This window comes from Delftia sp. DLF01, from assembly GCF_014852125.1.
GTDB classification, from domain to species: Bacteria; Pseudomonadota; Gammaproteobacteria; order Burkholderiales; family Burkholderiaceae_C; genus Comamonas; species Comamonas acidovorans.
The window spans coordinates 15222-41104 of the sequence record NZ_JACVAZ010000008.1 but is presented as its reverse complement, the minus strand read 5'-3'; the positions used below and the strand labels follow the sequence as shown (position 1 = coordinate 41104).

Annotated in this window: 23 protein-coding genes; 13 read left to right on the top strand and 10 right to left on the bottom strand. The window is 69.1% G+C overall.

The annotated features are described in order from the left end of the window. Positions 1 to 32 precede the first annotated feature (32 nt). Genes IB269_RS28740 through IB269_RS28725 form a run of 4 tightly spaced genes read left to right on the top strand, consistent with a single transcriptional unit; the run spans position 33 to position 4165 of the window. On the top strand, positions 33 to 1220 hold the full coding sequence (locus IB269_RS28740; RefSeq protein WP_016450521.1) for a thiolase family protein: 1188 nt from the start codon (positions 33 to 35) through the stop codon (positions 1218 to 1220). Between the two features lie 22 nt (positions 1221 to 1242). Beyond that, entirely contained in the window at positions 1243 to 2022 is a 780-nt protein-coding gene (locus IB269_RS28735; protein ID WP_046988290.1) for an SDR family NAD(P)-dependent oxidoreductase, read from the top strand. 40 nt (positions 2023 to 2062) lie between these two features. Beyond that, positions 2063 to 3025 (top strand): Bug family tripartite tricarboxylate transporter substrate binding protein, encoded by a 963-nt coding sequence (locus IB269_RS28730; protein ID WP_192368933.1) that lies wholly within the window; start codon positions 2063 to 2065, stop codon positions 3023 to 3025. Between the two features lie 21 nt (positions 3026 to 3046). Continuing rightward, positions 3047 to 4165 (top strand): CaiB/BaiF CoA transferase family protein, encoded by a 1119-nt coding sequence (locus IB269_RS28725; RefSeq protein WP_192368932.1) that lies wholly within the window; start codon positions 3047 to 3049, stop codon positions 4163 to 4165. A 1-nt stretch (position 4166) separates the two neighbouring features. On the opposite strand, the gene IB269_RS28720 is transcribed toward IB269_RS28725, so the two are convergent. After that, positions 4167 to 4949 (bottom strand): IclR family transcriptional regulator, encoded by a 783-nt coding sequence (locus IB269_RS28720; protein WP_012202623.1) that lies wholly within the window; start codon positions 4947 to 4949, stop codon positions 4167 to 4169. 194 nt (positions 4950 to 5143) lie between these two features. Here IB269_RS28720 and IB269_RS28715 point away from each other — a divergent pair, with 194 nt between their 5' ends. Further along, positions 5144 to 5968 carry a hypothetical protein gene (locus tag IB269_RS28715; RefSeq protein ID WP_192368931.1) on the top strand — a complete coding sequence of 275 codons (825 nt, stop codon included), beginning with the start codon at positions 5144 to 5146 and terminating at the stop codon, positions 5966 to 5968. 41 nt (positions 5969 to 6009) lie between these two features. Here IB269_RS28715 and IB269_RS28710 read toward each other — a convergent pair whose 3' ends face one another. Then, on the bottom strand, positions 6010 to 6834 hold the full coding sequence (locus IB269_RS28710; protein WP_192368930.1) for an IclR family transcriptional regulator: 825 nt from the start codon (positions 6832 to 6834) through the stop codon (positions 6010 to 6012). 160 nt (positions 6835 to 6994) lie between these two features. Between IB269_RS28710 and IB269_RS28705 the strand changes: the two genes are divergently transcribed. The 6 genes from IB269_RS28705 (at position 6995) to IB269_RS28680 (ending at position 15505) form a co-directional block, all read left to right on the top strand. Beyond that, complete coding sequence (locus tag IB269_RS28705) at positions 6995 to 7975, top strand: Bug family tripartite tricarboxylate transporter substrate binding protein (protein WP_034389537.1); 981 nt, start codon at positions 6995 to 6997, stop codon at positions 7973 to 7975. 34 nt (positions 7976 to 8009) lie between these two features. Next, positions 8010 to 10394, top strand: coding sequence for a cytochrome P450/oxidoreductase (locus IB269_RS28700; protein WP_192368929.1), 2385 nt, complete (start codon positions 8010 to 8012; stop codon positions 10392 to 10394). Between the two features lie 417 nt (positions 10395 to 10811). After that, positions 10812 to 11363 (top strand): GNAT family N-acetyltransferase, encoded by a 552-nt coding sequence (locus tag IB269_RS28695; RefSeq protein WP_034389533.1) that lies wholly within the window; start codon positions 10812 to 10814, stop codon positions 11361 to 11363. A gap of 87 nt (positions 11364 to 11450) precedes the next feature. Then, positions 11451 to 11972 (top strand): sigma-70 family RNA polymerase sigma factor, encoded by a 522-nt coding sequence (locus IB269_RS28690; protein WP_096914556.1) that lies wholly within the window; start codon positions 11451 to 11453, stop codon positions 11970 to 11972. Continuing rightward, positions 11969 to 12940: a FecR domain-containing protein gene (locus IB269_RS28685; protein ID WP_063327614.1), complete on the top strand. Its 972-nt coding sequence runs from the start codon at positions 11969 to 11971 to the stop codon at positions 12938 to 12940. Before IB269_RS28690 ends, IB269_RS28685 begins: the two co-directional genes overlap by 4 nt. A gap of 108 nt (positions 12941 to 13048) precedes the next feature. After that, a complete protein-coding gene (locus IB269_RS28680; protein WP_192368928.1) occupies positions 13049 to 15505 on the top strand; it encodes a TonB-dependent siderophore receptor in 2457 nt (818 codons plus the stop codon). Positions 15506 to 15566: 61 nt separating this feature from the next. Here the strand turns inward: IB269_RS28680 and sugE are convergent, their stop codons facing one another. The 3 genes from sugE to IB269_RS28665 form a co-directional block, all read right to left on the bottom strand. Then, the gene (sugE, locus tag IB269_RS28675; protein ID WP_013804742.1) at positions 15567 to 15884 is read right to left on the bottom strand and encodes a quaternary ammonium compound efflux SMR transporter SugE; all 318 of its coding nucleotides are present in this window, start codon (positions 15882 to 15884) and stop codon (positions 15567 to 15569) included. A 190-nt stretch (positions 15885 to 16074) separates the two neighbouring features. Continuing rightward, positions 16075 to 16563: a putative toxin-antitoxin system toxin component, PIN family gene (locus tag IB269_RS28670; protein WP_012202616.1), complete on the bottom strand. Its 489-nt coding sequence runs from the start codon at positions 16561 to 16563 to the stop codon at positions 16075 to 16077. After that, on the bottom strand, positions 16560 to 17840 hold the full coding sequence (locus IB269_RS28665) for a THUMP domain-containing class I SAM-dependent RNA methyltransferase (RefSeq protein WP_012202615.1): 1281 nt from the start codon (positions 17838 to 17840) through the stop codon (positions 16560 to 16562). The genes IB269_RS28670 and IB269_RS28665 overlap by 4 nt, the downstream gene beginning before the upstream one ends. A 115-nt stretch (positions 17841 to 17955) precedes the next feature. Between IB269_RS28665 and IB269_RS28660 the strand changes: the two genes are divergently transcribed. Together IB269_RS28660 and rocF are read left to right on the top strand one after the other, a co-directional pair. Further along, on the top strand, positions 17956 to 19029 hold the full coding sequence (locus IB269_RS28660) for an ornithine cyclodeaminase (protein WP_192368927.1): 1074 nt from the start codon (positions 17956 to 17958) through the stop codon (positions 19027 to 19029). Between the two features lie 17 nt (positions 19030 to 19046). Next, positions 19047 to 20012, top strand: coding sequence for an arginase (rocF, locus tag IB269_RS28655; RefSeq protein ID WP_012202613.1), 966 nt, complete (start codon positions 19047 to 19049; stop codon positions 20010 to 20012). Positions 20013 to 20018: 6 nt separating this feature from the next. Here the strand turns inward: rocF and rtcA are convergent, their stop codons facing one another. From rtcA to IB269_RS28630, 5 genes are all read right to left on the bottom strand, one after another. Further along, positions 20019 to 21062, bottom strand: coding sequence for an RNA 3'-terminal phosphate cyclase (rtcA, locus tag IB269_RS28650; protein ID WP_192368926.1), 1044 nt, complete (start codon positions 21060 to 21062; stop codon positions 20019 to 20021). A 13-nt stretch (positions 21063 to 21075) separates the two neighbouring features. Next, positions 21076 to 21897: a nucleotidyltransferase domain-containing protein gene (locus tag IB269_RS28645; protein WP_192368925.1), complete on the bottom strand. Its 822-nt coding sequence runs from the start codon at positions 21895 to 21897 to the stop codon at positions 21076 to 21078. Positions 21898 to 21950: 53 nt separating this feature from the next. Beyond that, on the bottom strand, positions 21951 to 23189 hold the full coding sequence (locus tag IB269_RS28640) for an RtcB family protein (protein WP_012202610.1): 1239 nt from the start codon (positions 23187 to 23189) through the stop codon (positions 21951 to 21953). A gap of 32 nt (positions 23190 to 23221) precedes the next feature. Next, positions 23222 to 24067, bottom strand: a complete 846-nt coding sequence (locus tag IB269_RS28635; protein ID WP_192368924.1) for a hypothetical protein — start codon at positions 24065 to 24067, stop codon at positions 23222 to 23224. A gap of 73 nt (positions 24068 to 24140) precedes the next feature. Continuing rightward, a complete protein-coding gene (locus IB269_RS28630; RefSeq protein ID WP_192368923.1) occupies positions 24141 to 25280 on the bottom strand; it encodes a slipin family protein in 1140 nt (379 codons plus the stop codon). Positions 25281 to 25883 lie beyond the last annotated feature (603 nt).

The following is a 25883-nucleotide window of genomic DNA, read 5'->3' as shown; positions in this document are numbered from 1 at the left end:
ATTTCATGAACCTCCAGTCTCATTAAATCCGCATGAACACTCCTGTCATCGTCGATGCCATCCGCAGTCCCATGGCCCGGGCCAAGCCCGATGGCGCCCTGGCCCAGCTCCACCCCGTCGATCTGCTCAGCCAGGTGCTGGAGCAGCTCGTGCAGCGCAACCGCATCGACCCCGGCGCGGTGGACGATGTGATCACCGGCTGCGTGAGCCAGGCCGGCGAGCAGGCCGGCACGCCGGGCCGCCTGGCCTGGCTGGCCGCAGGCCTGCCGGCCCATGTGCCGTCCACCACCATCGACCGCAAGTGCGGCTCCAGCCAGCAGGCGGTGCACTTTGCCGTGCAGGCCATCATGTCGGGCACGCAGGACATGGTGATCGCCTGCGGCGTGGAGTCCATGAGCCGCGTGCCCATGGGCAGCTCGCGCATGGGGCAGAACACCACGGGCGCGCGCTTCGATGCGCGCTTTGCGCCGGGGCTGGTGGGCCAGGGCGTGTCGGCCGACCTCGTGGCCGCGCGCTGGGGCCTGGGCCGCGAGGAACTGGATGCCTATGCCGCGCGATCGCACCAGCGCGCCCATGCGGCCCAGTCGGCCGGGCACTTCGAGCGCGAGATCGTGGGCATCACCACGCCTGCCGGCCTCGTCAAGGCCGACGAGACCATCCGCCCGGGCACCACGGCGCAGAAGCTGGGCGCGCTCAAGGCCGTGTTCCAGAACGACGAGCTGTCGGCGCGCTTTCCGCAGATCCGCTGGCACACCACGGCGGGCAATGCCTCGCAGATGACCGACGGCGCCAGCGCCATGCTGCTGATGAGCGAGAAGCGCGCCCAGCAACTGGGCCTGCGCCCGCGTGCGCGCTTCGTGGCGCTGGACGTGGTGGGCGACGATCCGCTGTACATGCTCACGGCCCCCATTCCCGCCACGCGGCGCGTGCTGGCCAAGGCCGGCATGCGGCTGGAGCAGATGGACCACTGCGAGATCAACGAGGCCTTTGCCTCCGTGCCCCTGGCCTGGCTGAAAGAGCTGAAAGAACTGGGCGCCGACCCCGAGCGGCTGAACCCGCGCGGCGGCGCCATCGCCCTGGGGCATCCGCTGGGCGCCTCGGGCATCCGCCTGATGACCACCATGCTGCACGCGCTGGAGGACAGCGGCGCGCGCTACGGCCTGCAATCCATGTGCGAGGCCGGCGGCATGGCCAACGCCACCATCATCGAACGCCTGTGAGCCAGGCACCGGAGACACATCCATGCAACTGCAAGAGAACATGACGGCCCTGGTGACGGGCGGCGTATCGGGCCTGGGCGAGGCATCGGCCCAGGCGCTGCTGGAACGCGGCCTGAACGTGGTGGTGGTGGACCTGAACGAGGACCGCGGCGCGGCCATGGTGGACGCCGCCCGCCAGCGCCACGGCAGCCGGCTGCGCTTCGTGAAGGCCGACGTGGCCGACGCCGACCAGATGGCCGCCGCCATTGCGGCCGCCGAGGACTTTGGCGAGTTCCGCGCCCTGGTGCACTGCGCGGGTGTGGGCGGGCCGCTGCGGCTGGTGGAGAAGGACGGCAGCCCCGGCTCGCTCGACAAGTACACAGGCATCGTGCGCGTGAACCTGATCGGCACCTTCAACACGCTGCGCCTGGCCGCCGCCAGCATGGCGCGCAACGAGCCCGTGCAAGGCGAGCGCGGCGCCTGCGTGCTCACGGCCTCGGTGGCGGGCTACGAGGGGCAGATCGGCCAGATTCCCTATGCGTCGGCCAAGGCCGGCATCATCGGCATGACCATCGTCGCCGCGCGCGACCTGGCCACGCGCATGATCCGCGTGTGCACCATTGCGCCGGGCCTGTTCGACACGCCCATCCTGGCCAAGCTGCCCGACAACATCCGCCAGTCGCTGGCCGCCTCCGTGCCCAACCCCGCACGCCTGGGCCATCCGTCCGAGTACGCGCTGACCGCGCTGCACATTCTTGAAAATCCCATGCTCAATGGCGAGACGATTCGCCTGGACGGTGCCATTCGGATGAGTCCTCGCTGAGAAGCGCCCTGGCCCAGCACACGCGCGGAGAAGAAACACCATGTTCAAACGTCTCACGCTGGCGGCTGCCGCCTGGCTGTGCGCCACGGCCGCCATTGCAGCCGACGCCTGGCCCACCCGGCCCATCACCCTGGTCGTGCCGGGCGCGGCCGGGGGCTCCACCGACATTCCCGCGCGGCTGCTGGCGCTCAAGCTGGGCGAGCGGCTGGGCCAGCCCGTCATCGTGGACAACAGGCCCGGCGCGGGCGGCTCCATCGGTGCCAGCCAGGTGGCACGCGCGCAGCCGGACGGCTATACGGTGCTGGTGGGCAACACGGGCTCCAACGCCATCAACTACACGGCCTACAAGAAGCTGCCCTACAGGCCCGAGGACTTCGTGGCGCTGACGGACATGATCTCGTTCTCCAACGTGCTGGTCGTGCCGCAGGCATCGCCGGTGCGCTCGCTGGACGATCTGCTCAAGGCCGCGCGGCAGGCGCCGGGCAAGCTGTCGTTCTCCTCGGCCGGCGTGGGCCAGACCACGCACCTCATGGGCGAGCTGCTGCGCGAGCGCACGGGCGTGGACGTGGTGCATGTGCCCTACCGCGGCTCTGCACCGGCCACGGCGGCCATCGTGTCGGGAGAGACGCAGTTCATGTTCGACAACCTCACGGCATCGCTGGTGCATATCAAGGCCGGCAAGCTGCATCCCATCGCCGTGACGGGCGCGCAGCGCGAGCCCGAGCTGCCCGAGGTGCCCACCACCACCGAGCTGGGCCTGCAGGACTTCGACAAGGTCGGCTGGATGGGTTTCTTCCTGCCCGCGCAGACGCCGCCCGCCGTGGTGCGCAAGCTCACCGACGGCCTTGTCGCCGTGCTCCGGGACCCCGAGGTGGCGCGCCGCTACCGCGAGCTCGGCGGCCGCCCCGGCGGCATGCCGCAGGCGCAGTTCACCCAGCTGGTGGACAACGACCGCAAGAGCTGGGGCGCGCTGATCACCAGCCGCCAGCTGCAACTCGACTGACCCGATTTCGACGGAGACGCCATGAAGGTGCTGGACAGCGTGCGCGTGCTGGAGATTGGCGGCATCGGCCCGGGGCCGTTCTGCGCCATGCATCTGGCGGACCTGGGGGCCGATGTGGTGTCCATCGTGCGGCCCGAGGCCGGACCTGCTGCGGGCGCCTCCGCGCTGTCGCGCGGCAAGCGCTCGGTGTTCGCCGATCTCAAGTCACCCGAAGGGCGTGACCTGGTGCTCGCCCTGGTGCGCGATGCCGATGCGCTGATCGAAGGCATGCGGCCCGGCACCATGGAGCGCCTGGGCCTGGGGCCAGAGGCCTGCCAGGCCCTCAACCCGCGCCTGGTCTATGGCCGCATGACGGGCTGGGGCCAGGACGGCCCGCTGGCCCAGGCAGCTGGCCACGACAACAACTATGCCGCCGTCTCGGGCGCGCTGTGGGGATGCGCGCCGGCCGATGCCCGGCCGGTCTCGCCCTTTGCCACGCTGGGCGACATCGGCGGCGGCGCCATGTACCTGATGACGGGGCTGCTGGCAGGCATCGTGCAGGCACGCGCCACGGGACGCGGCACGGTGGTGGATGCAGCCATCGTCGATGGTGCGGCGCACATGCTCAACCTCATGCTGCACGCGCGCCAGCGCGGGCTGGTGGCCGACGAGCGCGGCAACAGCATCCACGACAGTGCGCCGTTCTACGAAACCTATGCCTGTGCCGATGGCGGCTTCATCACCGTGGGCGCCATCGAGCCGCAGTTCCACGCCCTGCTGCTGGACAGGCTGGGCCTGGCCGGTGCCGCTGCGTTCCAGGGCCCGCAGTGGGACCGCGCCGCCTGGCCGGCGCGGCGCGCGCAGCTGCAGACGCTGTTCGCCTCCCGGCCCCGCGCGCACTGGCAGCAATTGCTGGAAGGCAGCGATGCCTGCTTCGGCGCCGTGCTCAGTCCCGTGGAAGCAGCCCGCCACCCGCACCTGCAGGCGCGCGGCGTCTACCTGCAGCCCGAAGGTGGCGCCCTGCAGGCCAGCCCCGCGCCGCGCTTTGACGGCCAGGCCTATGCGCCGGGTCCTGCGAATGCCGCAGGCTCCGACACCGCCAGCGTGCTGGAGAAGGTGGGCGCAGGCCGCGCGCAGGAAGTCTGGCGCAGCGCCCGCTGATTCACGAGAGGCTGGAGGCGCCCAGCATGCCCTCGACCAGGCGCACCAGCGTGATCAGGCGCGGCCCGGCATCGCTTTCCAGCGCGCGGCTTTGCGGGCTGTAGATGGGCAGGGAGACCGAGAACACCCAGTACTCGCCGTCCTTGGCCGTGGACATGGGCACGGCAATGGACTGGATCTCGCGGTGCAGGTCGCCGTGGCTGCGGCAAAAGCCGTGCTCGGCCAGGTCGCGCCGCGCATCGTCGAGCCGCTCGCGCAGTTGCTGGGCGCGTGCGGGATCGTCGGCCTGCAGTTCCGCGATGAAGGCCTCGCGCTCGGCCTCGGGAAGGCTCAGCAGGTAGGCGCGGCCCGTGGCGGTGCGCGACAGCGAGATGTGCACCCCGATCTCGGGCAGGAAGACCTTGTTGGTCAGGCCGTTGGCCAGCTCCACCAGGCACAGCTGGCGGCCGTGGCCCACGGCCAGCTGGATCTGGCCTTCCAGATGGTTGGCCAGCTCCTGCATGTGCGGCCGCGCGAACTGGCGCATGTGCATGCGCGCCAGCACGGGCGAGGACAGGTTCAGCAGCCCCACGCCCGGCACGTACTTGGACAGGCGCTCGGAGTAGCGCATCAGGTTCAGTTCGCACAGGGTGTCGATCAGGCGGAACAGCGTGGGCTTGGGCAGGCCCGTCATGTCCATCAGTTCACGGGCGCTGAGTTCCTGGTGCTTGTTGGAAAAGCACTGGAGCACGGAGATGCCGCGCACCAGGGCGGCCACCAGCTTGCCACTGTCTTCTGTGTTCATGAATGGTTTTCGGCACTGCTAAAGATGAAACGATTGTCTCAATTTTCCGGCTGCCAAGCGGCAAATCCACCGGCCTTGCCGCAGTGCAAACCCTGGCGCCCCTGCCGGCCGGCGCAAGCGGCCAGTCCTGGCACGGCACAATTGCCGCATCCGGCTGGCGTTGCGCGCCAGCCACTCACTTTCCAGAGCCTGCCGTGTCCGAACCGTCCTCCGCCGTCCCGCCTCCCGAGCCGCCAGACTACGACGCCTTTTTGCGCGCCCATGTGCTGAGCCAGCCTCTCAGCATCCAGCGCTATGACCGGGAAGACGAAACCATCTGGGTCAAGCGCGCGGGCGCCAGCAACCCGGCATGGCGCTATCGCGCGCTGGCCCTGCTCGCCTTGTGCCTGCGCCTGCCCGTGCTGCGGCCCGTGCCCAATCCCGGCGGCCACGAAGCCATCCGCACCGAGGTACGCCGCCTGCGCCAGCTCGCGCAGCGCGGCCTGCGCGTGCCTGCCGTGCTGGCCGAGTGCGAGGACGGCTTTGCCATGCGCCACCTGGGCAGCCCCGGCGTGGAGGCGCCCTCGCTGGGCAATGCCATGGAAGCCGCCCTGCCCCGGGGCGATGGCCGCACGCTGGCGCTGTGGCTGCAGGGCCTGCAGACCCTGCAGCAAGTGCATGGCAGCGGCGACTGCCTGAGCCAGGCCTTTGCGCGCAACATGGTCTGCTGTGCCGACGGCGTGATCGGCTTCATCGACTTCGAGGACGACCCTGCCGCCCACCTGCCCCTGGCGCTGTGCCGCGTGCGCGATGCCCTGTGCTACGCCCACTCCACGGCCTGGATACTGGAGCAGGCCGGCGCCATGCCGGCCGCGCGCACGGCCTGGCGGGATTTCGTGCAGTCCATGGAGCCCGAAACCCGCGCCCTGATGGCGCGCACCGTGAAACAGCTGGCCTGGGTGCGCCGCCTGCCCGAAAGCCGCCGCCTGGGCCGCGACATGCAGCGCGTGCGCATGGCCTACACGCTGGTGACGCCGTAGCGGCAGCGGGCTGCAGGCCTCAACCGGGCCTCAGCCGGGCCTCAGCCGGGCAGATGGCCCAGCGAGGCGCTGACGCGCGCCGCTTCGGCGCGCAGGGCCCGGGCCACCGCGCCCTGCGGATCCGGGTCGAAGCCGCCGCTGGCGCCCAGCGCGCACAGCACGCCCACCACATGGCCCGTGTAGTCGTGCAGCGGCGCCGCCACGGCGCTGATGCCCGGCAGGTTGACGTCGCGCACCGAGGCGCAGCCCGCAGCGCGGATCTCGCGGCGCAGCGTGCCCAGCGGGTCCGCGCCATCGAGCAGCGCGCGCCGCGCGGCCGGCGCCTCGGCCAGCTCCCGGGCCAGCAGCGCATCCACGCGGGCATCGTCGTCCATGAAGGCGAAGAAGGCGCGCCCCGTGGCCGACCACAGCAGCGACATCACCGAGCCCACGCGCACATTGACGGTGACCGGCAGGCCCGGCTCCTCGAAGCGCACGATGGTCGGCCCCAGGTTGCCCATCACGGCCACGAAGCTGGTGACCTGCAAGGCCTCGCGCAGGTGCAATAGGGCCGGCTCGGCCAGGCGGATGGGGTCGGACTGCCGCATGGCGGCCAGGCCCACGCGCATGGCCTCGGCCGCCAGCGCGTACTGCGTGCCGCCACGGTCCTGCTCCACCAGCCCCTCGGCCATCAGGCTGGCCAGGTAGCGGTGGACCTTGGCCGGGCTTTCCTCCACCGCGCCCGCGATGGCCGTGAGGCTGGCGCGTCCGCCCAGCGTGGCCAGGGCCTTGAGCACGGCCAGGCAGGTCTCGGCGGCCTGCACGCGCTGGCGCCTTTCGCGCGGCGGCGCGGACTCGTCGATCTCGGAGGCAACAGTGGAAGTCATGGCGTCAGGGCGGGTCTGGAAAGGCCTGTTTTAAGGGCTGGCGGGGCATTGTGCCGCAGCTTGCGGGTAATCCCGGGCGGTGTTTTTACGCAATGCGTAGAAAAATTACGCAAAACAAGATTCCATGGATTCCACCCAGGCCTCACCGGAGACAAGCCCCATGCACAAGCGCCTTTTCCTCACCACACTGGCCGCAGGCCTGCTATCGGCCACCGCCCTGCCCGGCGCGCTGGCCCAGGACGGATTCCCCAGCAGGAACGTGCGCTGGATCGTTCCCTACGCGGCCGGCGGCGGCTCGGACTTCCTGGCCCGCACCATAGGCCAGGCCTGGGGCGGCCAGGTGCACCAGCCCATCGTGGTGGACAACCGCCCGGGCGGCAACACGGCCATAGGCGCCTCGGAAACCGCGCGCGCCGCCGCCGATGGCTACACCGTGCTGTCGGCCGACAACGGCACCCTGGTCTTCAATCCCGTGCTCTACAAGAGCCTCAGCTACAACCCCGCCAGGGACCTTGCGCCGGTCACGCTGATGGGCCGCTTCCCGATGATCCTGGTGGCCGGCCCCGGCATGGCAGCGGCCACGGCCAAAGACTTCCTGGCCCAGGCGCGCACCAGCAAGGACGGCGTGAACTACGCCTCCGCCGGCGCCGGCAGCCCGCACCACCTGGCCATGGAACTGCTCAGGGTGGAGGCCGGCCTGAAGCTGGTGCACGCCCCCTACAAGGGCGCGGCACCGGCCTTGGGCGACGTGGCTGGCGGCCAGGTGCCCGTGATGATGGTGGACCTGGCCGCGGGCGCAGGCTTCATCAAGGGCGGCAAGGTCCGCCCGCTGGCCGTGGCCAACGCCACGCGCCTGCCCCAGTTGCCCGACGTGCCCACCTTCGCCGAGCTGGGCCTGCCCAAGGTGCAGGCCGCCGCCCTGGTGGGACTGGTGGCGCCCGCCAGGACCCCGGCCCCGGTCATCGCGGCCCTGCACAGGCAGGTCGTGGCCGCGATCAACGAGCCCGCCGTGCGCCAGAAGCTCGTGGATTTCGGCGTGGAGCCCGTGGGCAACACGCCCGAGCAGTTCGCCGCGCTGCTGGCCAGCGAAAGCACGCGCTGGCACCAGCTGATCCGCGACCAGAACATCACTTTGGATTGACCCTCCGCGCCTCCTGTCTGCCTGCGAACCTGCCATGACTGCCTCCGCCGCCTCTGACACCGCCCCGTCCGCCTCTGCGCCAGCATTTGCGCCAGCCTCCGCGCGCTGCCCCTTCGACCACCGCCAGCCCAGCGGCCAGACCGGCCCCACGGGCTGCCCCGTCAGCGCGGGTGCCGCGGCCTTCGACCCGTTCAGCGACGGCTACCAGCAGGACCCGCCCGAATATGTGCGCTGGGCGCGCGAGCAGGAGCCGGTGTTCTACAGCCCGCAACTGGGCTACTGGGTGGTCACGCGCTTCGACGACATCAAGGCGGTGTTCCGCGACAACATCGCCTTCAGTCCCTCGATCGCGCTGGAGAAGATCACGCCCACGGGCGAGGAGGCCAATGCCGTGCTGGCCTCCTACGGCTTCGCGCTGAACCGCACCCTGGTCAACGAGGACGAGCCCGCCCACATGCCGCGCCGCCGCGCGCTGATGGACCCGTTCACGCCCGAGGAGCTGCGCCACCACGAGCCCATGGTGCGCGAGCTGGCGCGCGCCTATGTGGACCGCTTCATCGACGACGGCCGCGCCGACCTTGTGGACCAGATGCTGTGGGAGGTGCCGCTGACCGTGGCCCTGCACTTTCTCGGCGTGCCCGAGGAGGACATGGACAGGCTGCGCGAGTACTCCATCGCCCACACCGTCAACACCTGGGGCCGGCCCCGACCCGAGCAGCAGGTGGCCGTGGCCCATGCGGTGGGCAACTTCTGGCAGCTGGCCGGCAAGGTGCTGGCCAAGATGCGCGAGAACCCCGATGCGCCGGGCTGGATGCAATACGGCATACGCAAGCAAAAGGAGCTTCCCGAGGTCGTCACCGACTCCTACCTGCACTCCATGATGATGGCCGGCATCGTGGCCGCGCACGAGACCACGGCCAATGCCACGGCCAACGCCGTCAAGCTGCTGCTGCAGCATCCCGGCGCCTGGAAGCAGATCTGCGAGAACCCTGCGCTGATCCCCAATGCCGTGGAGGAATGCCTGCGCCACAACGGCTCGGTGGCCGCCTGGCGGCGCCTGGCCACGCGCGACGTGGTGATCGGCGGCGTGGCCGTGCCGGCGGGCTCGAAGCTGCTCATCGTGACCTCGTCGGCCAACCACGACGAGCGGCATTTCGCCGATGCCGACTTCTTCGACATCCACCGCGACAACGCCGGCGACCACCTGACCTTCGGCTATGGCTCGCACCAGTGCATGGGCAAGAACCTGGCGCGCATGGAGATGCAGATCTTCCTGGAGGAGTTCACACGCCGCCTTCCCCACATGCGGCTGGCCGAGCAGCGGTTCACCTACGTGCCCAACACCTCGTTCCGGGGCCCCGAGCACCTGTGGGTGGAGTGGGACCCGGCCCTCAACCCCGAGCGCGCCCGTCCCGCCCTGCTGCAGGCGCGCCAGCCCGTGCGCATTGGCGAAGCCCTGCAGGGCGGCGCCAGCCGGCCCATGGTCGTGGCCGAGGCCGAGGCCGCCGCCGAAGGCGTGCTGCGCCTGCGCCTGAAGGCCGCCGATGGACACGCCCTGCCGCGCTGGACGCCGGGCTCGCACATCGACCTGCAATGCGGCGATACGGGCCTGTCACGCCAGTACTCGCTGTGCGGCGACCCGCAGGACACCGGCAGCTACGAGATTGCCGTGCTGCGCGAGGCCAACGGCCGTGGCGGCTCGGCCTGGGTGCATGAGCATCTGCACCGCGGCGCCACCGTACAGGTGCGGGGCCCGCGCAACCATTTCCCGCTGGACGAAGGCGCCAGCCACCTGATCCTGGTGGCCGGCGGCATCGGCATCACGCCCATCTCGGCCATGGCACGGCGCGCCAGGGCGCTGGGCCTGTCCTATGAGATCCACTACAGCGGCCGGCGCCGCGCGGGCATGGCGCTGCTGGCGCCGCTGCTGGCCGAGCATGGCGCCAGGCTGCATCTGTACGTGGCGGAGGAAGGCCGGCGCGCCGACTACGCCGCCTTGCTGGCCACGCCGCGCGCCGGAGCCCGCATCCATGCCTGCGGACCGGCGCGCCTGCTGGACGGCCTGGAGGCCTCCAGCCGCCACTGGCCCGAGGACAGCCTGCGCGTGGAGCATTTCGTCTCCACCGTGGGGGCGCTGGACCCTGCCAGGGAGCAGGGCTTCGAAGTGGAACTGCGCGCCTCGGGCCTTGTGCTGCAGGTGCGCAACGACCAGACGCTGCTGGACGCCCTGCGCAGCGCGAAGATCGAAGTGCAAAGCGACTGCCGGGAAGGGCTGTGCGGGTCCTGCGAAGTGCCCGTGCTCGAAGGCGAGGTGGACCACCGCGACATGGTGCTCACGCGCGGCGAGCGCGCGGCCTGCACCAAGATGATGAGCTGCTGCTCGCGCGCCAGGAGCGGCAGGCTGGTGCTGGGCCTGTAGCCAGGGCTGCAGGGCAGCCCGGCGCCCGCAAGCCCGGCGCCCAGAAACACAAAAGCCCCAAGGCCATCATCGGCAATGGGGCGATCGCATCGGTGGGCGCGCTTCGGGGCGCACCTGCCTCCAACCGGATTACTGGTTGGCGATTTCGAGCTCGGCGTTGCGGGCTTGCTGGATGAAATCGATCAGGGAATAGATTGCTTGGCGCATGGTGAACTTCCTTACTGAGACGCTCAACAATCACTGGCGGCATGCATCTCAAGTGCCGCGAATGCCGGGAAAACCCTCTAAGCGTTTACCCTAGGTCTAAGTATAAACCACTAGATCCGCCCATGCAAAGGCACAGTTGTAAGCGCACGTCAAGATTCCGCAGAGGAGCCCAACTGCGTCCCAATGTCAGGCATGGGATGATTCAGGCTTATGACCGCGCCTTCCGTTTCTCTCGCACCCTGGCACATAGAGCCGCTGAACCCGGCCGAAGCGCCGTGGCCGCTGCTGCTGTCGGCGGATCCGTCGCGGGAAAAGGTGCGCGGCTATCTGGCGGGCTCCACCTGTTTTGCCGCGCGCGAGTCCTTCCAGCGCGAAGGCCAGCCGCCGCGTCCCGGCGGGCGCGGCGAGGTATTGGGCATGTGCGTGCTGGTGCCGCTGCGCGCCAGCGGCGACGAGGCCTCAGGCCCACCCGCCTGGGAGCTGATGAACATCGCGGTTGCGGAATCGCTGCACCACCGGGGCCTGGGCAGCGCCCTGCTGCGGCGTGCCATCGAATGGGCGCGCTCCCAGCGAGCGCCGCGCATCGAGGTCGGCACGGGCAGCTTCGGCGACCAGCTGGTCTTCTACCAGCGCGCGGGTTTTCGCGTGACGGGCATAGACCGGGATTTCTTCCTCAGGCACTACACCACCCAGCTGTGGGAGCGCGGCGTGCAGCACCGCGACATGCTGCGCCTGACGCTGGAGCTGGGCACGGGCCGCTGAGGGCCTCGCGGACGAGGTGAATCACGGGGAGTGAGGGCATGGCGCGATAATTGAGACGCATTCCCATCCCATCACCTGTCCCGCCGCATGCCCGCCCATCCCCTGCCGCCACCTCCCGTCGCCGTGCTCTACGCAGACCACCATGGCTGGCTGCAAGGCTGGCTGCGCCGCAAGCTGGGCGACACCGCACAGGCGCAGGACCTGACGCACGACACCTTCGTGCAACTGCTCACCACCCGCCACCTTCCACCGCTGGACAACCCGCGCGCCTACCTGACCACCATGGCCAAGCGCACGCTGTTCTCCTTCTGGCGCAGGCGCGACCTGGAGCAGGCCTACCTGGAGGCGCTGGCGGCCCAGCCCGCCGTCCACCAGCCCTCGGAAGAGGAGCGCTATGCCCTCGTGCAGGCGCTGCAGGCCGTGGACCGCGTGCTGCAGTCGCTGCCACCCACCACGCGCCGCGTGCTGCTGCTCAACCAATTGCACGACATGCCCTACCGGGAGATCGCGCTGCGCCTGGGCATTGCCGAGATCACCGTGCGGCGCCACATGGGGCGCGCCATAGCCGCCTGCTGCGCACTGGACTGCGCAACGGCGCTGCCGCAATGAGTGCCACCTCGGCCGCCGCCCTGCGCCAGCAGGCCATCGCCTGGCTGGTGGAGTCGCGCTCGGGAGCCATGACCGAGCACCAGCGCAAGGCCCTGGACCGTTGGCGACAGGCCGACCCGGCCCACGAAGCCGCGTGGTCCCAGGTGAGCGGCTCGCTGGAGCGCGTGCTCCAACCGCTGGCGCCCCACACCTCCAGCCATGCGTCAGCCGATGCAGCGCTGAGCGCACTGCTGCAGCCCGACCGCCGCCGCAGGCGCATTGCGGGCGGCGCACTGGCCTTTGCGGGCGCGGCCCTGGGAGGCCTGGTGGCCCACCGATTCACGCCGCTGCCCGGCCTGCTGGCCGATGCCCATACCGCCACGGCCGAGCGGCGCAGCCTGGAGTTGGCCGACGGCAGCCGGCTGCTGCTGGACGCGCGCAGCGCCATCGATATCGACCTGGGCGCCGACCGCCGCCGCGTGCATCTGCGCCAGGGCGCGCTGATCGCGCAGGTGCCGGCCGGCAGCCCCTTCACCGTGCAGACCCGGCATGGCCAGGCCCAGGTGCCGGCAGCGCAAGGCGCGCGCTTCATGGTGCGCCTGCAGGAAGAGCGCACGCAGGTGGCCGCGCTCGCGCAGGACGTGGACCTGCACACGCGGCTGGGCGCACAGTCCCCGCTGCGGGCCGGCGCCAGCGCCTGGATGGACGGGTCCACCATTTCCGAGGCCCTGGCGCGCGCCGAGGCGGCAGCGGCCTGGCAAAGCGGCATGCTGGCCGTGGACGATTGGCCGCTGGACTCGGTGGTCGACGCCCTGCGGCCTTACCGGACCGGCCTGTTGCGCGTCGCCCCTGCCGCCTCCCGGCTTCGCGTGCTGGGCACCTTCCCGCTGGACGATACCGACCGTGCGCTGCAGGCGCTGGCCAGCAGCCTGCCCATCCGCGTGACGCGTTACCGGGGCGGCTGGCTGACGCTGATCGATGCGGCCTGAGGCCCGGTCAACGCGGGGCTCCAAAAAAAACTGCGCCAGGGGTGATCACATCCGACCCGCTCGCGTGACATGTCCTGTGTCATCCCCCATTCTCCGGAGTCCACAAGCATGTCCCGCTCTCTTTTCGCATGGCGCCCCGTGGCCCATGCCGCAGCCCTGGCCGCCCTCATCGCCACCCTGCCCGCCCAGGCCCAGACCGCCCAGGAGGCCGCGGTAACCTCCGGCGCCGAAGCCGCCCAGCGCCAACGCTATGACCTGCCAGCCGGGCCGCTGGCCCGGACGCTGCTGGCCATTGGCCAGCACAGCGGCCGCACGCTGTCCCTGGACCCCGCCCTGGCCTCGGGCAAGCAGGCGCCGGCGATCCAGGGCAGCTACACGGCGGAGCAGGCGCTGCAGGCCGCGCTGGCCGGCAGCGGCCTGGTGCTCACGCGCGATGCCCAGGGCGTGCTCGGCGTGCGGACAGCGCCCCAGGCCAGCGCCCTGCCTGCGTCGGCAGCACCTTTGCCGGAGCAAGACGTCAGCCTGGCCACGGTGACCGTGTCCGGCAAGGCCCCGGGCTCGACCACGGAGGGCACGGACTCCTACACCACGGCATCGTCCAGCAGCTCCACGCGCCTGAACCTGGCTCCCCAGGAGACGCCCCAGGCGCTGACCGTGATGACGCGCCAGCGGCTGGAGGATCTGGGCACCACGCGGCTCAGCGACATGCTGGAGGCCGCGCCCGGCATCATCGTCACGCGCGACGGCCTGGGTGCCGAAAGCGACGGCTACTGGTCGCGGGGTTTCGAGATCCAGAACTATGAGATCGATGGCGTGCCCACGGCCGCCGGCCTGAACCAGTACACCCAGCACATGGCCATGTACGACCGCGTGGAGATCGTGCGCGGCGCCACGGGCCTCATCAGCGGCATGGGCAACCCCTCGGCCACCATCAACCTGATCCGCAAGCGCCCCACGGCCAGACCCCAGACGCAACTCAATGTCGATGCCGGCAGCTGGGGACGCCGAGGCGCGGGCCTGGACATCTCCCGCCCGCTGAACCAGGACGGCTCGGCCCGCGCGCGCCTGGTTGCGGACTACCAATCGGGCGATGCCTGGCTGGAGCGCTACCACCAGGACTCGCGCCTGCTGTACGGCATCGCCGAGGTCGATCTCGACGACCGGACCCTGTGGACCGTGGGCTTCAGCTACCTGCGCAACGATGTGGATGCGCCGATGCGCTCGGGCCTGCCGTCGCGGTTTCCGGACGGCAGTGCCACCCGGCTGCCACGCGCCCTGAACGGATCGCCGAACTGGTCGTACAACAACCATGAGCAAAGCGGCTTCTTCACCTCCATCGAGCGCGAGCTGAGCGGCGGCTGGACCGGCAAGGTCGAGTACGCCTACGGCCAGGACCGCTACGACTCGGTCTACACCTACCTCAACGGCACGCTGCAGGCCGATGGCAGCGGCACCAGCCTGCTGCCCGTGCGCTTTCAGGGCCAACCGCGCCAGCACAACCTCGACATGTACCTGACCGGCCCGCTCAAGCTGTTCGGCCGCGAGCACGAGTTGATCGCCGGCCTGACGCTGTCGCGCTTCGAGGACAAGGGACCCACCTCCGGCAGCTGGCTCTACGACTACTCCGGCTCGGCCGCAGGCCGCATAGACAACCTGTTCACCTATGACGGCAGCAATCCCGTGCCCGACTTCGCGACCAGCGGCCGCTTCTCCACCAAGGAGCACCAGTACGCAGGCTATCTGACCGGACGTTTCCGCATCTCCGAGCCGCTGCGCCTGATCCTGGGCAGCCGCCAGATCTACTGGGGGCGCGATACCGCCAGCACGCCCGACACCGGAGAGGCCACCACCACCCGCGCCCGGGAAAACGGCGCCTTCATCCCCTACGTGGGCGCCGTCTACGACATGACGCCCCAGTGGGCGCTGTACGCCAGCTACACCAAGATCTTCAACCCCCAGGCCTCCTGGGTGCGCGACGAGAACAATGCCACGCTGGCGCCCATGGAAGGGCGAGGACTGGAGGTCGGCATCAAGGGCAGGCACCTGGACGGCAAGCTCAACTCCAGCCTGGCCCTGTTCAACCTCAAGCAGGACAACCTGGCGGTGTGGCAGGCGCAGTTCCCGGGCAGCAATGTCTACAAGGCCGAGCAGAACACCACCTCCCAGGGGCTGGAGATGGAACTGAGCGGCGAGCTGGCGCCGGGCTGGCAGGTCTCTGCTGGCTATGCCAACACCCTGACCACGAATGCAGAGGGCCAGCGCATCAACACCATGCTGCCGCGCAACAGCGTCAAGCTCTTCAGCAGCTACCGCCTGGGCGGCGCACTACAGGGGCTGACACTGGGCGGCGGCGTGAACTGGCAAAGCGAGGTGGGCGACGCCACGGTGCGGCAGGCCAGCTATGCCGTGGTGAACCTGATGGCACGCTATGACATCGACCGGCACTGGAGTGCTTCGGTGCACCTGAACAATGCCCTGGACCGCAAGTACTTCAGCTACGCAGGCTACTACAGCCACTACGGCACGCCGCGCAATCTGATGGTGGGCGTCAAATACCGCTTCTGAGCCAGGTTCTGAGCCCGGTCCCCGACCTCCTGCCGGCCTGGCCGGCAGGGGGCGGCCCCGCTCAGTCCGAGGACATCTTCATCAGCACCAGGCCCGAGACGATGAGCACGGCCGCGCCGATGCGCATGGCGCTGACCTGCTCGCCCAGGACCGTGATGCCGACCAGGAAGGCGCCCACGGCGCCGATGCCGGTCCAGATCGTGTAGGCCGTGCCTAGCGGCAGGCTGCGCATGGCCACGGCCAGCAGGCCGAAGCTGGCGATCATGGTGACGATGGTGATGGCGCTGGGCACCAGCCGCGTGAAGCCGTGCGATTGCTTCATCGAGAACGCCCAGACCACTTCGAGCAGCCCCGCCACCAACAGATAGACCCATGCCATGGAAAACTCCTTGTGGAGCCGGGTCGTCCCGGCGCATGCATGTCCCGATGTGGGGGAGGCCGTCCTCCTGGCAGAAGGGCTTGCGCCTGCTGCATGGCCGCCAGTTTAGGAGAAAGCCTTCAAGCTGGCCGCACCCAGGCTGTTGCCCCGTTGCCGCCTGGGTGGTTGCTGCACAACAGCGGCCAGGGCGTCAGGCGGCCAGCGCCTCTTCCTGCTCGGCCAGCAGGATGTTGCCCACGGTGGCGCCCAGGCCGGCCACGCGCTTGCGCAGCTTGAGCACGGCCTTGTCCTTGCTGATCAGCAGCGCCTGGTGCTGGCTGGCCAGGTCCAGGAAATGCTGGTCGTCGGGGTCGGTGCAGGCAAAGCGGATGCGCGGCGCATCGGCCACGTATTCGACCGCTCCGTCAAAAGCCGAGAGCACGCCCTCGACCGTCTTGCCGTAGAAAGCCACGCGCGGCGCGATCTGGCTGTAGTGCAGCACGCGTTCGAGCTCGAGGCGCTGGGCCTGGTCGGCAATCCAGCGCATCTGTCCCTGCTCCACCAGTTCGCGGATGGGGGGGACATGCGGATCGTCGAAGATCAGCATGTCAAGGACCACATTGGTATCAAGCACTACGGGCCGGGGCAGGGGACCTTCGTAGCCGTCGTTGCACTGCGGCCAGCGCAGCACGATCTTCATGGCGCGGCGCCCTCTGCCGGGCCTTCGGCGGCCTTTCTGGGCTTGACTGCGCCACGGATCATGTCGAAGCGGAACAGCCGGCATTCGATGGGGCCGTTCCACATGGGCGTGCGACGCGCCTCCTTCAGGCGCATCTTGCCGGGCAGCTTGAGGTCGGGCGTGAGCATCCAGGCGCTCCAGCCGCTGTAGTTCTTCTTCCAGTGGGTGGCCAGCTGGCTGAAGAATTCCACGCCGTCCTCGGTCTGGGCCGTCTCGCGGCCCGCGCGCTCGACCACTTCCATGCGTTCGCCGGCGCTGCGGCCGGCCGAGCCGGCTGCGGCAATGCGCTCGCCATAGGGCGGGTTCAGCAGCATCAGGCCGGGCTGCTCGCAGGGCGGCATGCGCTGCAGCGCGTCGCCACCGCGCAGTTGCACGGTCTGGCCCACGCCCGCGCGCTCGGCGTTGCGCTGGGCAAAGTCCACCATGCGGTGGGACACGTCGGAGCCATAGATGGCCACGGGGCTGTCGGGCAGGATGGCGGCCTCGGCCTCGTCCAGCATGGCTTCCCACACATGCCTCTGGAAGGGCACCAGCTTCTCGAACGCGAAGCGCCGCAGGATGCCGGCCGGAATGCGGCGTGCAATCTGCGCGGCCTCGATCAGCACCGTGCCGCTGCCGCAGCAGGGGTCGTACAGCGGCTGGGGATCGTCGCCGTGCGGGTCCCAGCCCGTGGCGGCGATCATGGCCGCGGCCAGGGTTTCCTTGAGCGGTGCATCGCCCTTGTCCTCGCGCCAGCCGCGCTTGAACAGCGCCTCGCCCGAGGTGTCGATGTAGATGGTGGCCTCGTCGGTCGTCAGGTGCAGGTGCACGCGCACGTCAGGGTGGCGCGTTTCCACGTCGGGGCGCACGCCCTTCCTGTCGCGGAAGCGGTCGGCAATGGCGTCCTTGACGCGCAGCGCCGCGAAGTTGAGGCTGGTCAGCGGGCTGTGCTGGGCCGTGACCTCGATCTTGAAGCTCTCGCGCGGGGAGAACCAGATCTCCCAGGCCACTTCGCTGGCGGCGCGGTACAGGTCGTTCTCGTTGCGATACAGGGTCTGCGACAGCTGCACCAGCACGCGCTGGGCCAGCCGGCTGTGCAGGTTCAGCAGCAGGGCGTCGCGCCACAGGCCGCGCACCATCACGCCGCCACGGCCCACCATGAGGTCGTGGCCGCTCAGGCCGGTGATCGCGTGGACCTCGTCGGCCAGAAATCCCTCGACGCCGGCGGCGCAGGGCAAAAACAGATGCAGTTGGTTCATAGCTTGGGTGCCGAGCATACGCGCACCGCGATTCCCCGCGCAGGCGCCAGCCGAAACCCGCTTGCCTGCGCTTCGGCCCGGGCCTACAGTGGAAGCAACCGCGAGGGAGAGCACCATGAAGCCTCGAACCACGCCCGTCCACACGGATTTCCTCGGCGCCACGCAGGCCGCACGCCTGGTGGCGCAGGTCGGCGTTGCCGCCTGCCTGGCCGGCCTGGCCGATACCATCGAGGAAGACTTCGCGCGCTGGCCCGATTTCGAGAAATCGGCCCGCATCGCCCACCATTCGCCCGGCGGCGTGATCGAGCTCATGCCCGTGTCCGATGCGCTCGACTACGCCTTCAAGTACGTCAACGGCCACCCGGACAACGCCGATCGGGACCTGCCCACGGTGATGGCCTTCGGCGCCCTGGCCGACGTGGCCACGGGCCTGCCGGTCTTCCTGTCCGACCTGACGCTGGCCACGGCGCTGCGCACTGCCGCCACTTCGGCGCTGGCCGCGCGCCGGCTGGCACGGCCGGGCTGCCGCAGCATGGCGCTGATCGGCGCAGGATCGCAGTCCGAATTCCAGGCCCTGGCCTTCACCCACCTGCTGGGCGTGGAACGGCTGCGCATCTTCGACATTGATGTCCAGGCCATGCGCAAGCTCGTGGACAACCTGGGCCATGCGGGCATCGCGGCCCAGCGCATCACCTGCTGCGCCAGCAGCGCCGAGGCCCTGGAGGGCGCCGACATCGTGACCACGGTGACGGCCGCCAAGCACCGCGCCTGCGTGATCGCCGATGCCGACGTGCGCCCGGGCACCCACATCAACGCCGTCGGCGGCGATTGCCCCGGCAAGACCGAGCTGCCCCTGGCACTGCTGCGGCGTGCGCGCATCTTCGTGGAGTTCACACCCCAGACGCGCGTGGAAGGCGAGCTGCAGCAATTGCCCGCCGACGCGCCCGTGACCGAGCTGTGGCAGGTCATCAACGGCCAGGCGCCGGGCCGCGGGCATGACACGGAGATCACGCTGTTCGACTCCGTGGGCTTTGCGCTGGAGGACTATTCGGCCCTGCGCTGGTTGCGCGCGCTGGCCCACGACACCGGACTGATGCAGTCGATCGACCTGGTGCCTGCGCTGGCCGACCCCCACGACCTGTACCGGCTGGTGCGCGAGGCCGGGCAGGCAGAACGCGGCTTTGGCTGACACGGGGACTGCATACCATGGGTCCCATGAGCATGAACACCCATACGACCCCGCAGACCGCACGCGCCCTGAGACTCATAGGCGTGCCCACCGACATCGGTGCCAGCCGCCTGGGCAGCGCCATGGGGCCCGACGCACTGCGCGTGGCCGGCCTGGGCCCGGCGCTGCGCCAACTGGGCTGCCAGGTGAGCGACATCGGCAATCTGGCAGGCCCGCCCAATCCGCAGACACCGCCCGAGCAGGGGTTGCGCCACCTCGCACCGGCCCGCGCCTGGATGGACGCCGTGCACCAGGCCGTGGGCCAGGCGCTGGACGACGGCGAGCTGCCGCTGATGCTGGGCGGCGACCACAGCCTGGCCATGGGCTCGATCAGTGCCGTGGCCGCCCACTGCCGCCGACGGGGCCGCGCGCTGCGCGTGATCTGGCTGGACGCCCACGCCGACTGCAACACGCCCGATATCTCGCCCAGCGGCAACCTGCACGGCATGCCCGTGGCCAGCCTGTGCGGCCTGGGGCCCGCGGCGCTCACCGCGCTGTCCCAGGGCGGCGATCCGGCGCTGGCAGCCGCCTCGCTGTGCCAGATCGGCCTGCGCAGCGTGGATGACCAGGAAAAGCGCCTGCTGCATTCGCTGGGCGTGGAGGTCTATGACATGCGCGCCATCGACGAGCTGGGCATGCGCGAGGTCATGCGCCGCGCGCTGGAAGACCTGGAAGGCAGCGACACCCATTTGCACCTGAGCTTCGACGTGGACTACCTCGATCCCGACATCGCGCCCGGCACCGGCACCCCCGTGCGCGGCGGCCCCAGCTACCGCGAGGCCCAGCTGTGCATGGAGATGCTGGCCGACACCGGACGTCTGGGCTCGATGGATCTGGTGGAGCTCAATCCCGCGCTGGATGTGCGCAACCAGACGGCCGAACTGGTGGTGGACCTGCTGGAGAGCCTGTTCGGCAAGAGCACGCTGGTGCGGGCCGATCGCTGAGGCCGCTCAGGCTGGCGAGAGCGAAACACGCCAGCCGTCGCCCGCTGCATCTGTGGCGAAGCGCACAGGCACAAAGCGCTCGATCACCTCGAAATTGCTGCGCGCATGCGGCGTCAGTTCCGTGCAGGTGTAGCTGGCCCCGCCCCCGCTGCGCCAGACGGCCAGCGCCAGCGGCAGGGCCCATTGGTCGGCCAGGTACGGGCCCAGGGCGGCCTGGCTGCCCTGGTGGCGGCGCACCTCGCGCGCCAGGTCATGCGCCACCTTTTCGGCGCTGACGCCCTTCATGCCGAACTGCGTGAACACTTCGCTCAGGTGCTCATAGGCCAGCGTGGCCAGCAGCGCGTTGCCCGGCCCCTCGTTCTGGCGCACGGCAGCCACCTGCAGCTGCTCGCCAGACCAGCCCAGGGCCTGGCCCAGATGGTCCAGTTCGCGCTGGGCCACCGCACGTGGCAGCGCGGGCGCAAAGCATTCGGCATGGCTGACCACGGGGGCACCGCGTTCGGTGATATCGAAAGGCACAAGCCCATTGGTTGCCGGTGTAATCGTCACGTCCATCTCGCCGCCACCGGCCGGATAAAAGCCCAGCCGGCGCAGCCGCAGTTCGCAGCGCGCGCCCAGCCTGTGCAGCAGCGGCGCATAGCTGCGCTCCAGGAAGTGGAAGGGCGGTGCGGCCGGGTTGTGGGTGCCGCCGCCCAGGGTCAGGCGGCTTTCGCCGTTAGCCAGCATCAGCGCGGGCCACAGCGTCTGCAGCAGCAGGGTGCAACTGCCCGCCGAGGCGATCACGAAGCGGTACTCGCCCGCACGCACCGGCCCCGGCGCAAATTGCAGCGCCTGCGAATTCATCTCGGCGCCCTGCATCTGCGCGCCGCAGATTTCGGCGGCGGCATTGACGCAGGCCAGGTGCTGGCGCATAAGGCCCGGCTTGGCGCGCCCGGCACGGATGCGCTGCATGGCAAAGGGCTGACCCGTGCACATGGACAGCGCCAGCGCGCTGCGCAGCATCTGGCCTCCGCCCTCCCCGGCGGAGCCGTCGATCTCGATCACTTTCATTTTTCTCTTTCATTCATTGCCGCCAATTGCCGCCAAAGCGCGCCACGGCATCCCGCAGATAGCGGTCCAGCGGCGCGGCATCGGCCTGCTCCCCCGGATCGGGCGCATGGGCCATGGCATGGGCCAGCTCGCGCTCCAGGAAATCATGGACCCGCACCCGGCGCGGCCCCTTGGCGGCCTCGCCCAGGCGCATCTTGAGCTCCAGCAGCTCGTTGAGCTCGGCCAGCAGGCCTGCATCCTCCAGCGTGCCCGCCGCCAGCTGTGCAAAGCGCATGGGCGGCGCACCGCGCCCCTCGCGTATCCAGCGCGCGGCCAGCAAGGGGCGCAGCACGTAGAAGTATTTCTTGTAGCGCACGACATCGCTCTGCAGGTGGGCGCGCAGGTTCTTGCGCGCCATGGCCACGTAGTGGTGGTAGCCGCGCACCGGCGAAAAGCCCTGCTCGGCCAGCAGATGCAGGCGCTCTGCCCAGGGCTGCTCCTGCCGGTAGACCACGGGCGAGCGCAGCCATTCGAGCAGCGTGGGGTTGGAGGCGCGCAGCAGCCCCAGCGCCTTGCGCAGCTCCCAGCCGCTGACATCGAGCTCGCCGCTGAGCGGCTGCTCTATGACATCGCGGCCCGGCGCCACGGTCAGATACCAGGGCAGGCGGTGGACATAGATGAAGCGCACGTCATAGTCGCTGTCGGGCGAGGCAAAGCCCCAGCCGCGGCTGCCCGACTCGCAGGCAAACAGCACCGTGACCTCGTGCCTGCGCTCCACCTCGACCAGGTTGGCCAGCACCGTGGCGCGCATGGCGTCGGAGACCGGATGCGCGCTCAATACCTTCTCTTCCCTCATGCTCTCATCCTGCTTTCTGTTCTGGAGGATGAGAGCCTGGGGCCCTCATCCACTCACCCTTTCACGCACACCACTTGCTTCAGGGTGTGCACCACCTCGACCAGATCCTGCTGCGCGGCCATGACCGCATCGATGTCCTTGTAGGCCATGGGAATCTCGTCCACCACATTCGCATCCTTGCGGCATTCCACGCCCTCGGTGGCCTTGATGTGGTCCTCCACGCTGAACATCTTCTTGGCCTTGGTCCGGCTCATCACGCGGCCCGCACCGTGGCTGCAGCTCTCGAAGCTCTCCGGGTTGCCCAGGCCGCGCACGATATAGCTGCGCGCGCCCATGCTGCCCGGGATGATGCCCAGCTCGCCGCGCCGCGCGCTCACCGCGCCCTTGCGGGTGATGAACACGTCCTGGCCGAAATGGCGCTCCTGCTGCACGTAGTTGTGGTGGCAGTTCACCGCCTCCACATGCGACTCGAAGGGCTTGGCGATCACCTTGCGCACCGTGGCGATGAGGTTGGCCATCATCACCTCGCGGTTGCGCATGGCGAACTTCTGCGCCCAGGACACGCCGCGCACATAGTCGCCAAAGTAGCGGGCCCCTTCCTCGAAATAGGCCAGGTCCTTGTCGGGCAGGTTGCGCTGATGGAGTTCTGCGTCCTTCTTGGCCAGCTCGATGAAATGGGTGCCGATGGCATTGCCCACGCCGCGCGAGCCCGAGTGCAGCATGAACCACACGAAGCCCGCCTCGTCCAGGCAGATCTCGATGAAGTGATTGCCACTGCCCAGCGTTCCCAGGTGCTTGCGGTTGTTGGTGTTGGCCAGGCGTGGATGCAGCTCGCACAGCAGGTCGAACTCATCGGCCAGCGTGGCCCAGACCTGGTCCACCGACACGGGCGGGTTCTCCCAGCTGCCGGGATCACGGCCCCGGTGGCGCGGCACCGAGCCATGCGGCACGGCCTGCTCTATCGCCGAGCGCAGCGGGCCCAGGTTGTCGGGCAGGTCCTCGGCGCGCAGCGTGGTCTTGGCGGCCATCATTCCGCAGCCGATGTCCACGCCCACGGCCGCCGGGATGATGGCCTTGATGGTCGGGATCACCGAGCCCACGGTGGCACCTATGCCCAGGTGCACGTCGGGCATGGCCGCGACATGCTTGAACACCACGGGCAGGCGCGCGGCGTTCTCCAGCTGCTTGCGCGCCTCGTCCTCCACGGGCACGCCCTTGGTCCACATCTTGATGGGGACGCCGCCCTCGACATCATGCTGTTGGTAGTTGTTCATGGTGCTGTTCTCTTTCATGTCTTTGTTCTTGGTTGAATCGTGTTTCCGCCTCAAGTGGCCATGGCGTCGAATACCGCGCCTATGCGCTCATCCAGCGGGTAGCACTGGTGGTCGCGCTTGCCTGAAGGCAGCCAGGTGCTGGCCGGGCCACGCTCGGCCAGTTGCAGCAGCTTTTCTGCCCAATGCTTCTTGGTGCCTGTCTGCGAGAGCCACTGCTCCATCGTTGCACGGTAGCCATTGCGATCGGATGCGAAGGCATTGCTGATGCAGTGTCCACCCCAGATGAATTCGTAGAAGCATGCATCGACAAAATGCAGCGTGGCGCTCTCGCTGTCACAGGTCAGCCAGTGGTCCAGCAGGGGCTGGAGCGGCACACCGGCGTAGTCCCACATGAGCAAAAAGGAGAAGGCCTCTTCGCCCTGGAAAACGCTGGTGTCCGGCTCAGCCCACTGCTCCAGCCCCAAGGCAAAGAAGGCACGAGCAAAGGCTTGCAACGCCGCGCTTTCCTGCGATGAAAAGGAGCCGGGCTCGCAGCGACCAAGGCGGTCCAGATACAACTCGGTGGAGTGGTGCAGCCTTGCGCCCTGCGCCAGCAGTTCCAACATTCTTGGCGCCAGGTACTTGATCTCATCCGCAGGCTGGACCACGCTTTTAGCAGCGTCGTTGTATTGGTAAAAATGGTGCTCGGTCAGGCTGCGCAGGGGCAGTCGACGCATCTCGCGCTCCAGGTCTGCATCCATGCAGCATGTGACGCAAGCGTCCAGCGCTACCGACGGCGACCTGTATCCCGCAAAGCTCTGGTAGAGCGCCTGTGATGCAGCAACCAGGGCGTCTGTACGCTCCTGCATTTGCGCTGCAGGCGATTGCATCCTTTTCGATGTCATCTTCTTGTCCATGGTGTCTCTCCTTCAAGGGCAGGCATGAAGCAACCGGCACCGCCGGCGACTCCACGCCCGCCTCATCGCGTTATCAACGCATCTTCACCAGCCCGTTGAGCACCTGATCCAGCCCGCCGAACACGGAGATCTTGTCGATGCGCTCGGCCACGCGTTCCAGCGTCTCCAGCTCCTTCATGCGCAGGGCCACGGGGTTGTCCTCCATGACCTTGGCGGTGTTGAGCAGCGAGCGCGTGGCCGCCGTTTCCTCGCGGCGGCGGATCACGTTGGCCTGGGCCTGCTTTTCGGCCTGCACCACCTGGGTCAGGATGGCCTTCATCTCGCCGGGCAGCACGATGTCCTTCACGCCCACGCTCTCCACCACCATGCCGAAGGGCTGCAGCTTGGCCGCCATGTGCGCGGTCACCACGTCATCGATCACCGTCTTGTTCTCCAGCAGCTCATCAAGCGTGCGGGTGCCCACGGCGGCGCGCAGTGCGAACTGCAGCTCCCGGTACAGGTGCTCGGCGGGCTTTTGCAGCTGGGCAAAGGCGCGCAGAACGTCGGTGTGGCGATAGGTGGCGCTCAGGTTCAGGCGCAGGCTGACCTTGTCGCGGGTCATGATGTCCTGGCCCGAGACCTCGACGGCCTGCAGGCGCAGATCCACCAGCTCCACGGCAATGCTGCGGCCGAACTTCCAGAACGCATGGCTGCCGGCCTGCAGCAGGCGGTCCACCTTGCCGTCGATGATCAGCAGCGCGCACTGGCCTGCGGGCACCTGCACCTGCAGCACGCCGTTGAGGCCGGACACGCTGCGCTGGCGCAGCTGCGTCTGGGTCAGGCGCGCCGCCAGGGCGGCGGGCAGCTCGGCGCCGGCCTGCAGGTCGACCACCTGCACGCCCACGTCCACCAGTCCCTTCCAGTACAGGCGGCGCGTGCCGGGCGGCAGGATCTCGACCAGCACGCCGTTTTCGCTGCGCAGGCCCGCCTCGGTTTCGGACAGTTCCACGCGCAGGAATTCGGCGGCCACCACGGCGGGCTCCTGCGCCATCAGGTAGTCGGCCAGGCCGTGCGTGAAGGCGGGCTGCTCCAGGGCAAAGGTTTCCACGCGCAGCTGGTCGGTGCCGGCAAACAGCCAGTGCCGGCCGCTGTGCAGCACGCGCTCGAAATCGCCATTGCGCAGCAGCAGGGCGCGTTCGTTCTTCTTGACGGTGATGCGTTGGATCTTCAGCATTTCTTCTTCTCCTCGTTCGGCGTCTTCGCCGCAATCAACAGGGGTGCCGTTACAGCAGCGGCGGGGTTCCAGGGGGCACGGCCCGGGCCTTGCAGTGCGCCGTGGCGGCAACCCTGGAAACAGGTTGCAGCGTGGCTGGCTGCGGGCGCGGACCGTGCCGGGACCTGGCACAGCCGCCGCCGCTGACGGGTGGCGGCCTTGGGGCTGCATCGCAACCCGGTGGCCACCTCCCGCGTTCGGCGGGTGGTCTTTCGACCGTTTCAATAGCCCGGCCTTGCGGCCGGAAGAGTGGACAGGAATCGAACCTGCGACAGTCCTCTTGCGAGGGTGCTCTACCAGACTGAGCTACCAGTGGCTGGCAAGCCTGGAGTCGAACCAGGCGTCCCTTGCGGGACGGTTTCCACAACCTTGCCGTTACCCAGCGCTTGCGGCGTGCGGCATGCGGGAAATCGACAAGCCCCTGGGGGCCCGGACTTCCGGCACCGGCGGGGCGGGCCTTTGCCCCAACCCCGGCCTGTGAGCGGTCACCGCTTGCACTGGATGCCTTGGTTATTGCGAGATGCGTGCCAGCCTGGCATCCAGCGCCAAACAATTCTTCAACCC

What these genes read in the sequence shown, in the direction of transcription:
- IB269_RS28630 (WP_192368923.1), bottom strand. Translation starts at nt 25,280, where the DNA reads ATGCTGAAGATCCAACGCATCACCGTCAAGAAGAACGAACGCGCCCTG.
- IB269_RS28685 (WP_063327614.1), top strand. Translation starts at nt 11,969, where the DNA reads ATGAGTGCCACCTCGGCCGCCGCCCTGCGCCAGCAGGCCATCGCCTGG.
- IB269_RS28640 (WP_012202610.1), bottom strand. Translation starts at nt 23,189, where the DNA reads ATGAAAGAGAACAGCACCATGAACAACTACCAACAGCATGATGTCGAG.
- IB269_RS28720 (WP_012202623.1), bottom strand. Translation starts at nt 4,949, where the DNA reads ATGAACACAGAAGACAGTGGCAAGCTGGTGGCCGCCCTGGTGCGCGGC.
- sugE (WP_013804742.1), bottom strand. Translation starts at nt 15,884, where the DNA reads ATGGCATGGGTCTATCTGTTGGTGGCGGGGCTGCTCGAAGTGGTCTGG.
- IB269_RS28670 (WP_012202616.1), bottom strand. Translation starts at nt 16,563, where the DNA reads ATGAAGATCGTGCTGCGCTGGCCGCAGTGCAACGACGGCTACGAAGGT.
- IB269_RS28695 (WP_034389533.1), top strand. Translation starts at nt 10,812, where the DNA reads ATGACCGCGCCTTCCGTTTCTCTCGCACCCTGGCACATAGAGCCGCTG.
- IB269_RS28635 (WP_192368924.1), bottom strand. Translation starts at nt 24,067, where the DNA reads ATGGACAAGAAGATGACATCGAAAAGGATGCAATCGCCTGCAGCGCAA.
- IB269_RS28660 (WP_192368927.1), top strand. Translation starts at nt 17,956, where the DNA reads ATGAAGCCTCGAACCACGCCCGTCCACACGGATTTCCTCGGCGCCACG.
- IB269_RS28735 (WP_046988290.1), top strand. Translation starts at nt 1,243, where the DNA reads ATGCAACTGCAAGAGAACATGACGGCCCTGGTGACGGGCGGCGTATCG.
- IB269_RS28725 (WP_192368932.1), top strand. Translation starts at nt 3,047, where the DNA reads ATGAAGGTGCTGGACAGCGTGCGCGTGCTGGAGATTGGCGGCATCGGC.
- IB269_RS28730 (WP_192368933.1), top strand. Translation starts at nt 2,063, where the DNA reads ATGTTCAAACGTCTCACGCTGGCGGCTGCCGCCTGGCTGTGCGCCACG.
- IB269_RS28690 (WP_096914556.1), top strand. Translation starts at nt 11,451, where the DNA reads ATGCCCGCCCATCCCCTGCCGCCACCTCCCGTCGCCGTGCTCTACGCA.
- IB269_RS28710 (WP_192368930.1), bottom strand. Translation starts at nt 6,834, where the DNA reads ATGACTTCCACTGTTGCCTCCGAGATCGACGAGTCCGCGCCGCCGCGC.
- IB269_RS28665 (WP_012202615.1), bottom strand. Translation starts at nt 17,840, where the DNA reads ATGAACCAACTGCATCTGTTTTTGCCCTGCGCCGCCGGCGTCGAGGGA.
- IB269_RS28645 (WP_192368925.1), bottom strand. Translation starts at nt 21,897, where the DNA reads ATGAGGGAAGAGAAGGTATTGAGCGCGCATCCGGTCTCCGACGCCATG.
- IB269_RS28705 (WP_034389537.1), top strand. Translation starts at nt 6,995, where the DNA reads ATGCACAAGCGCCTTTTCCTCACCACACTGGCCGCAGGCCTGCTATCG.
- rocF (WP_012202613.1), top strand. Translation starts at nt 19,047, where the DNA reads ATGGGTCCCATGAGCATGAACACCCATACGACCCCGCAGACCGCACGC.
- IB269_RS28740 (WP_016450521.1), top strand. Translation starts at nt 33, where the DNA reads ATGAACACTCCTGTCATCGTCGATGCCATCCGCAGTCCCATGGCCCGG.
- rtcA (WP_192368926.1), bottom strand. Translation starts at nt 21,062, where the DNA reads ATGAAAGTGATCGAGATCGACGGCTCCGCCGGGGAGGGCGGAGGCCAG.
- IB269_RS28700 (WP_192368929.1), top strand. Translation starts at nt 8,010, where the DNA reads ATGACTGCCTCCGCCGCCTCTGACACCGCCCCGTCCGCCTCTGCGCCA.
- IB269_RS28680 (WP_192368928.1), top strand. Translation starts at nt 13,049, where the DNA reads ATGTCCCGCTCTCTTTTCGCATGGCGCCCCGTGGCCCATGCCGCAGCC.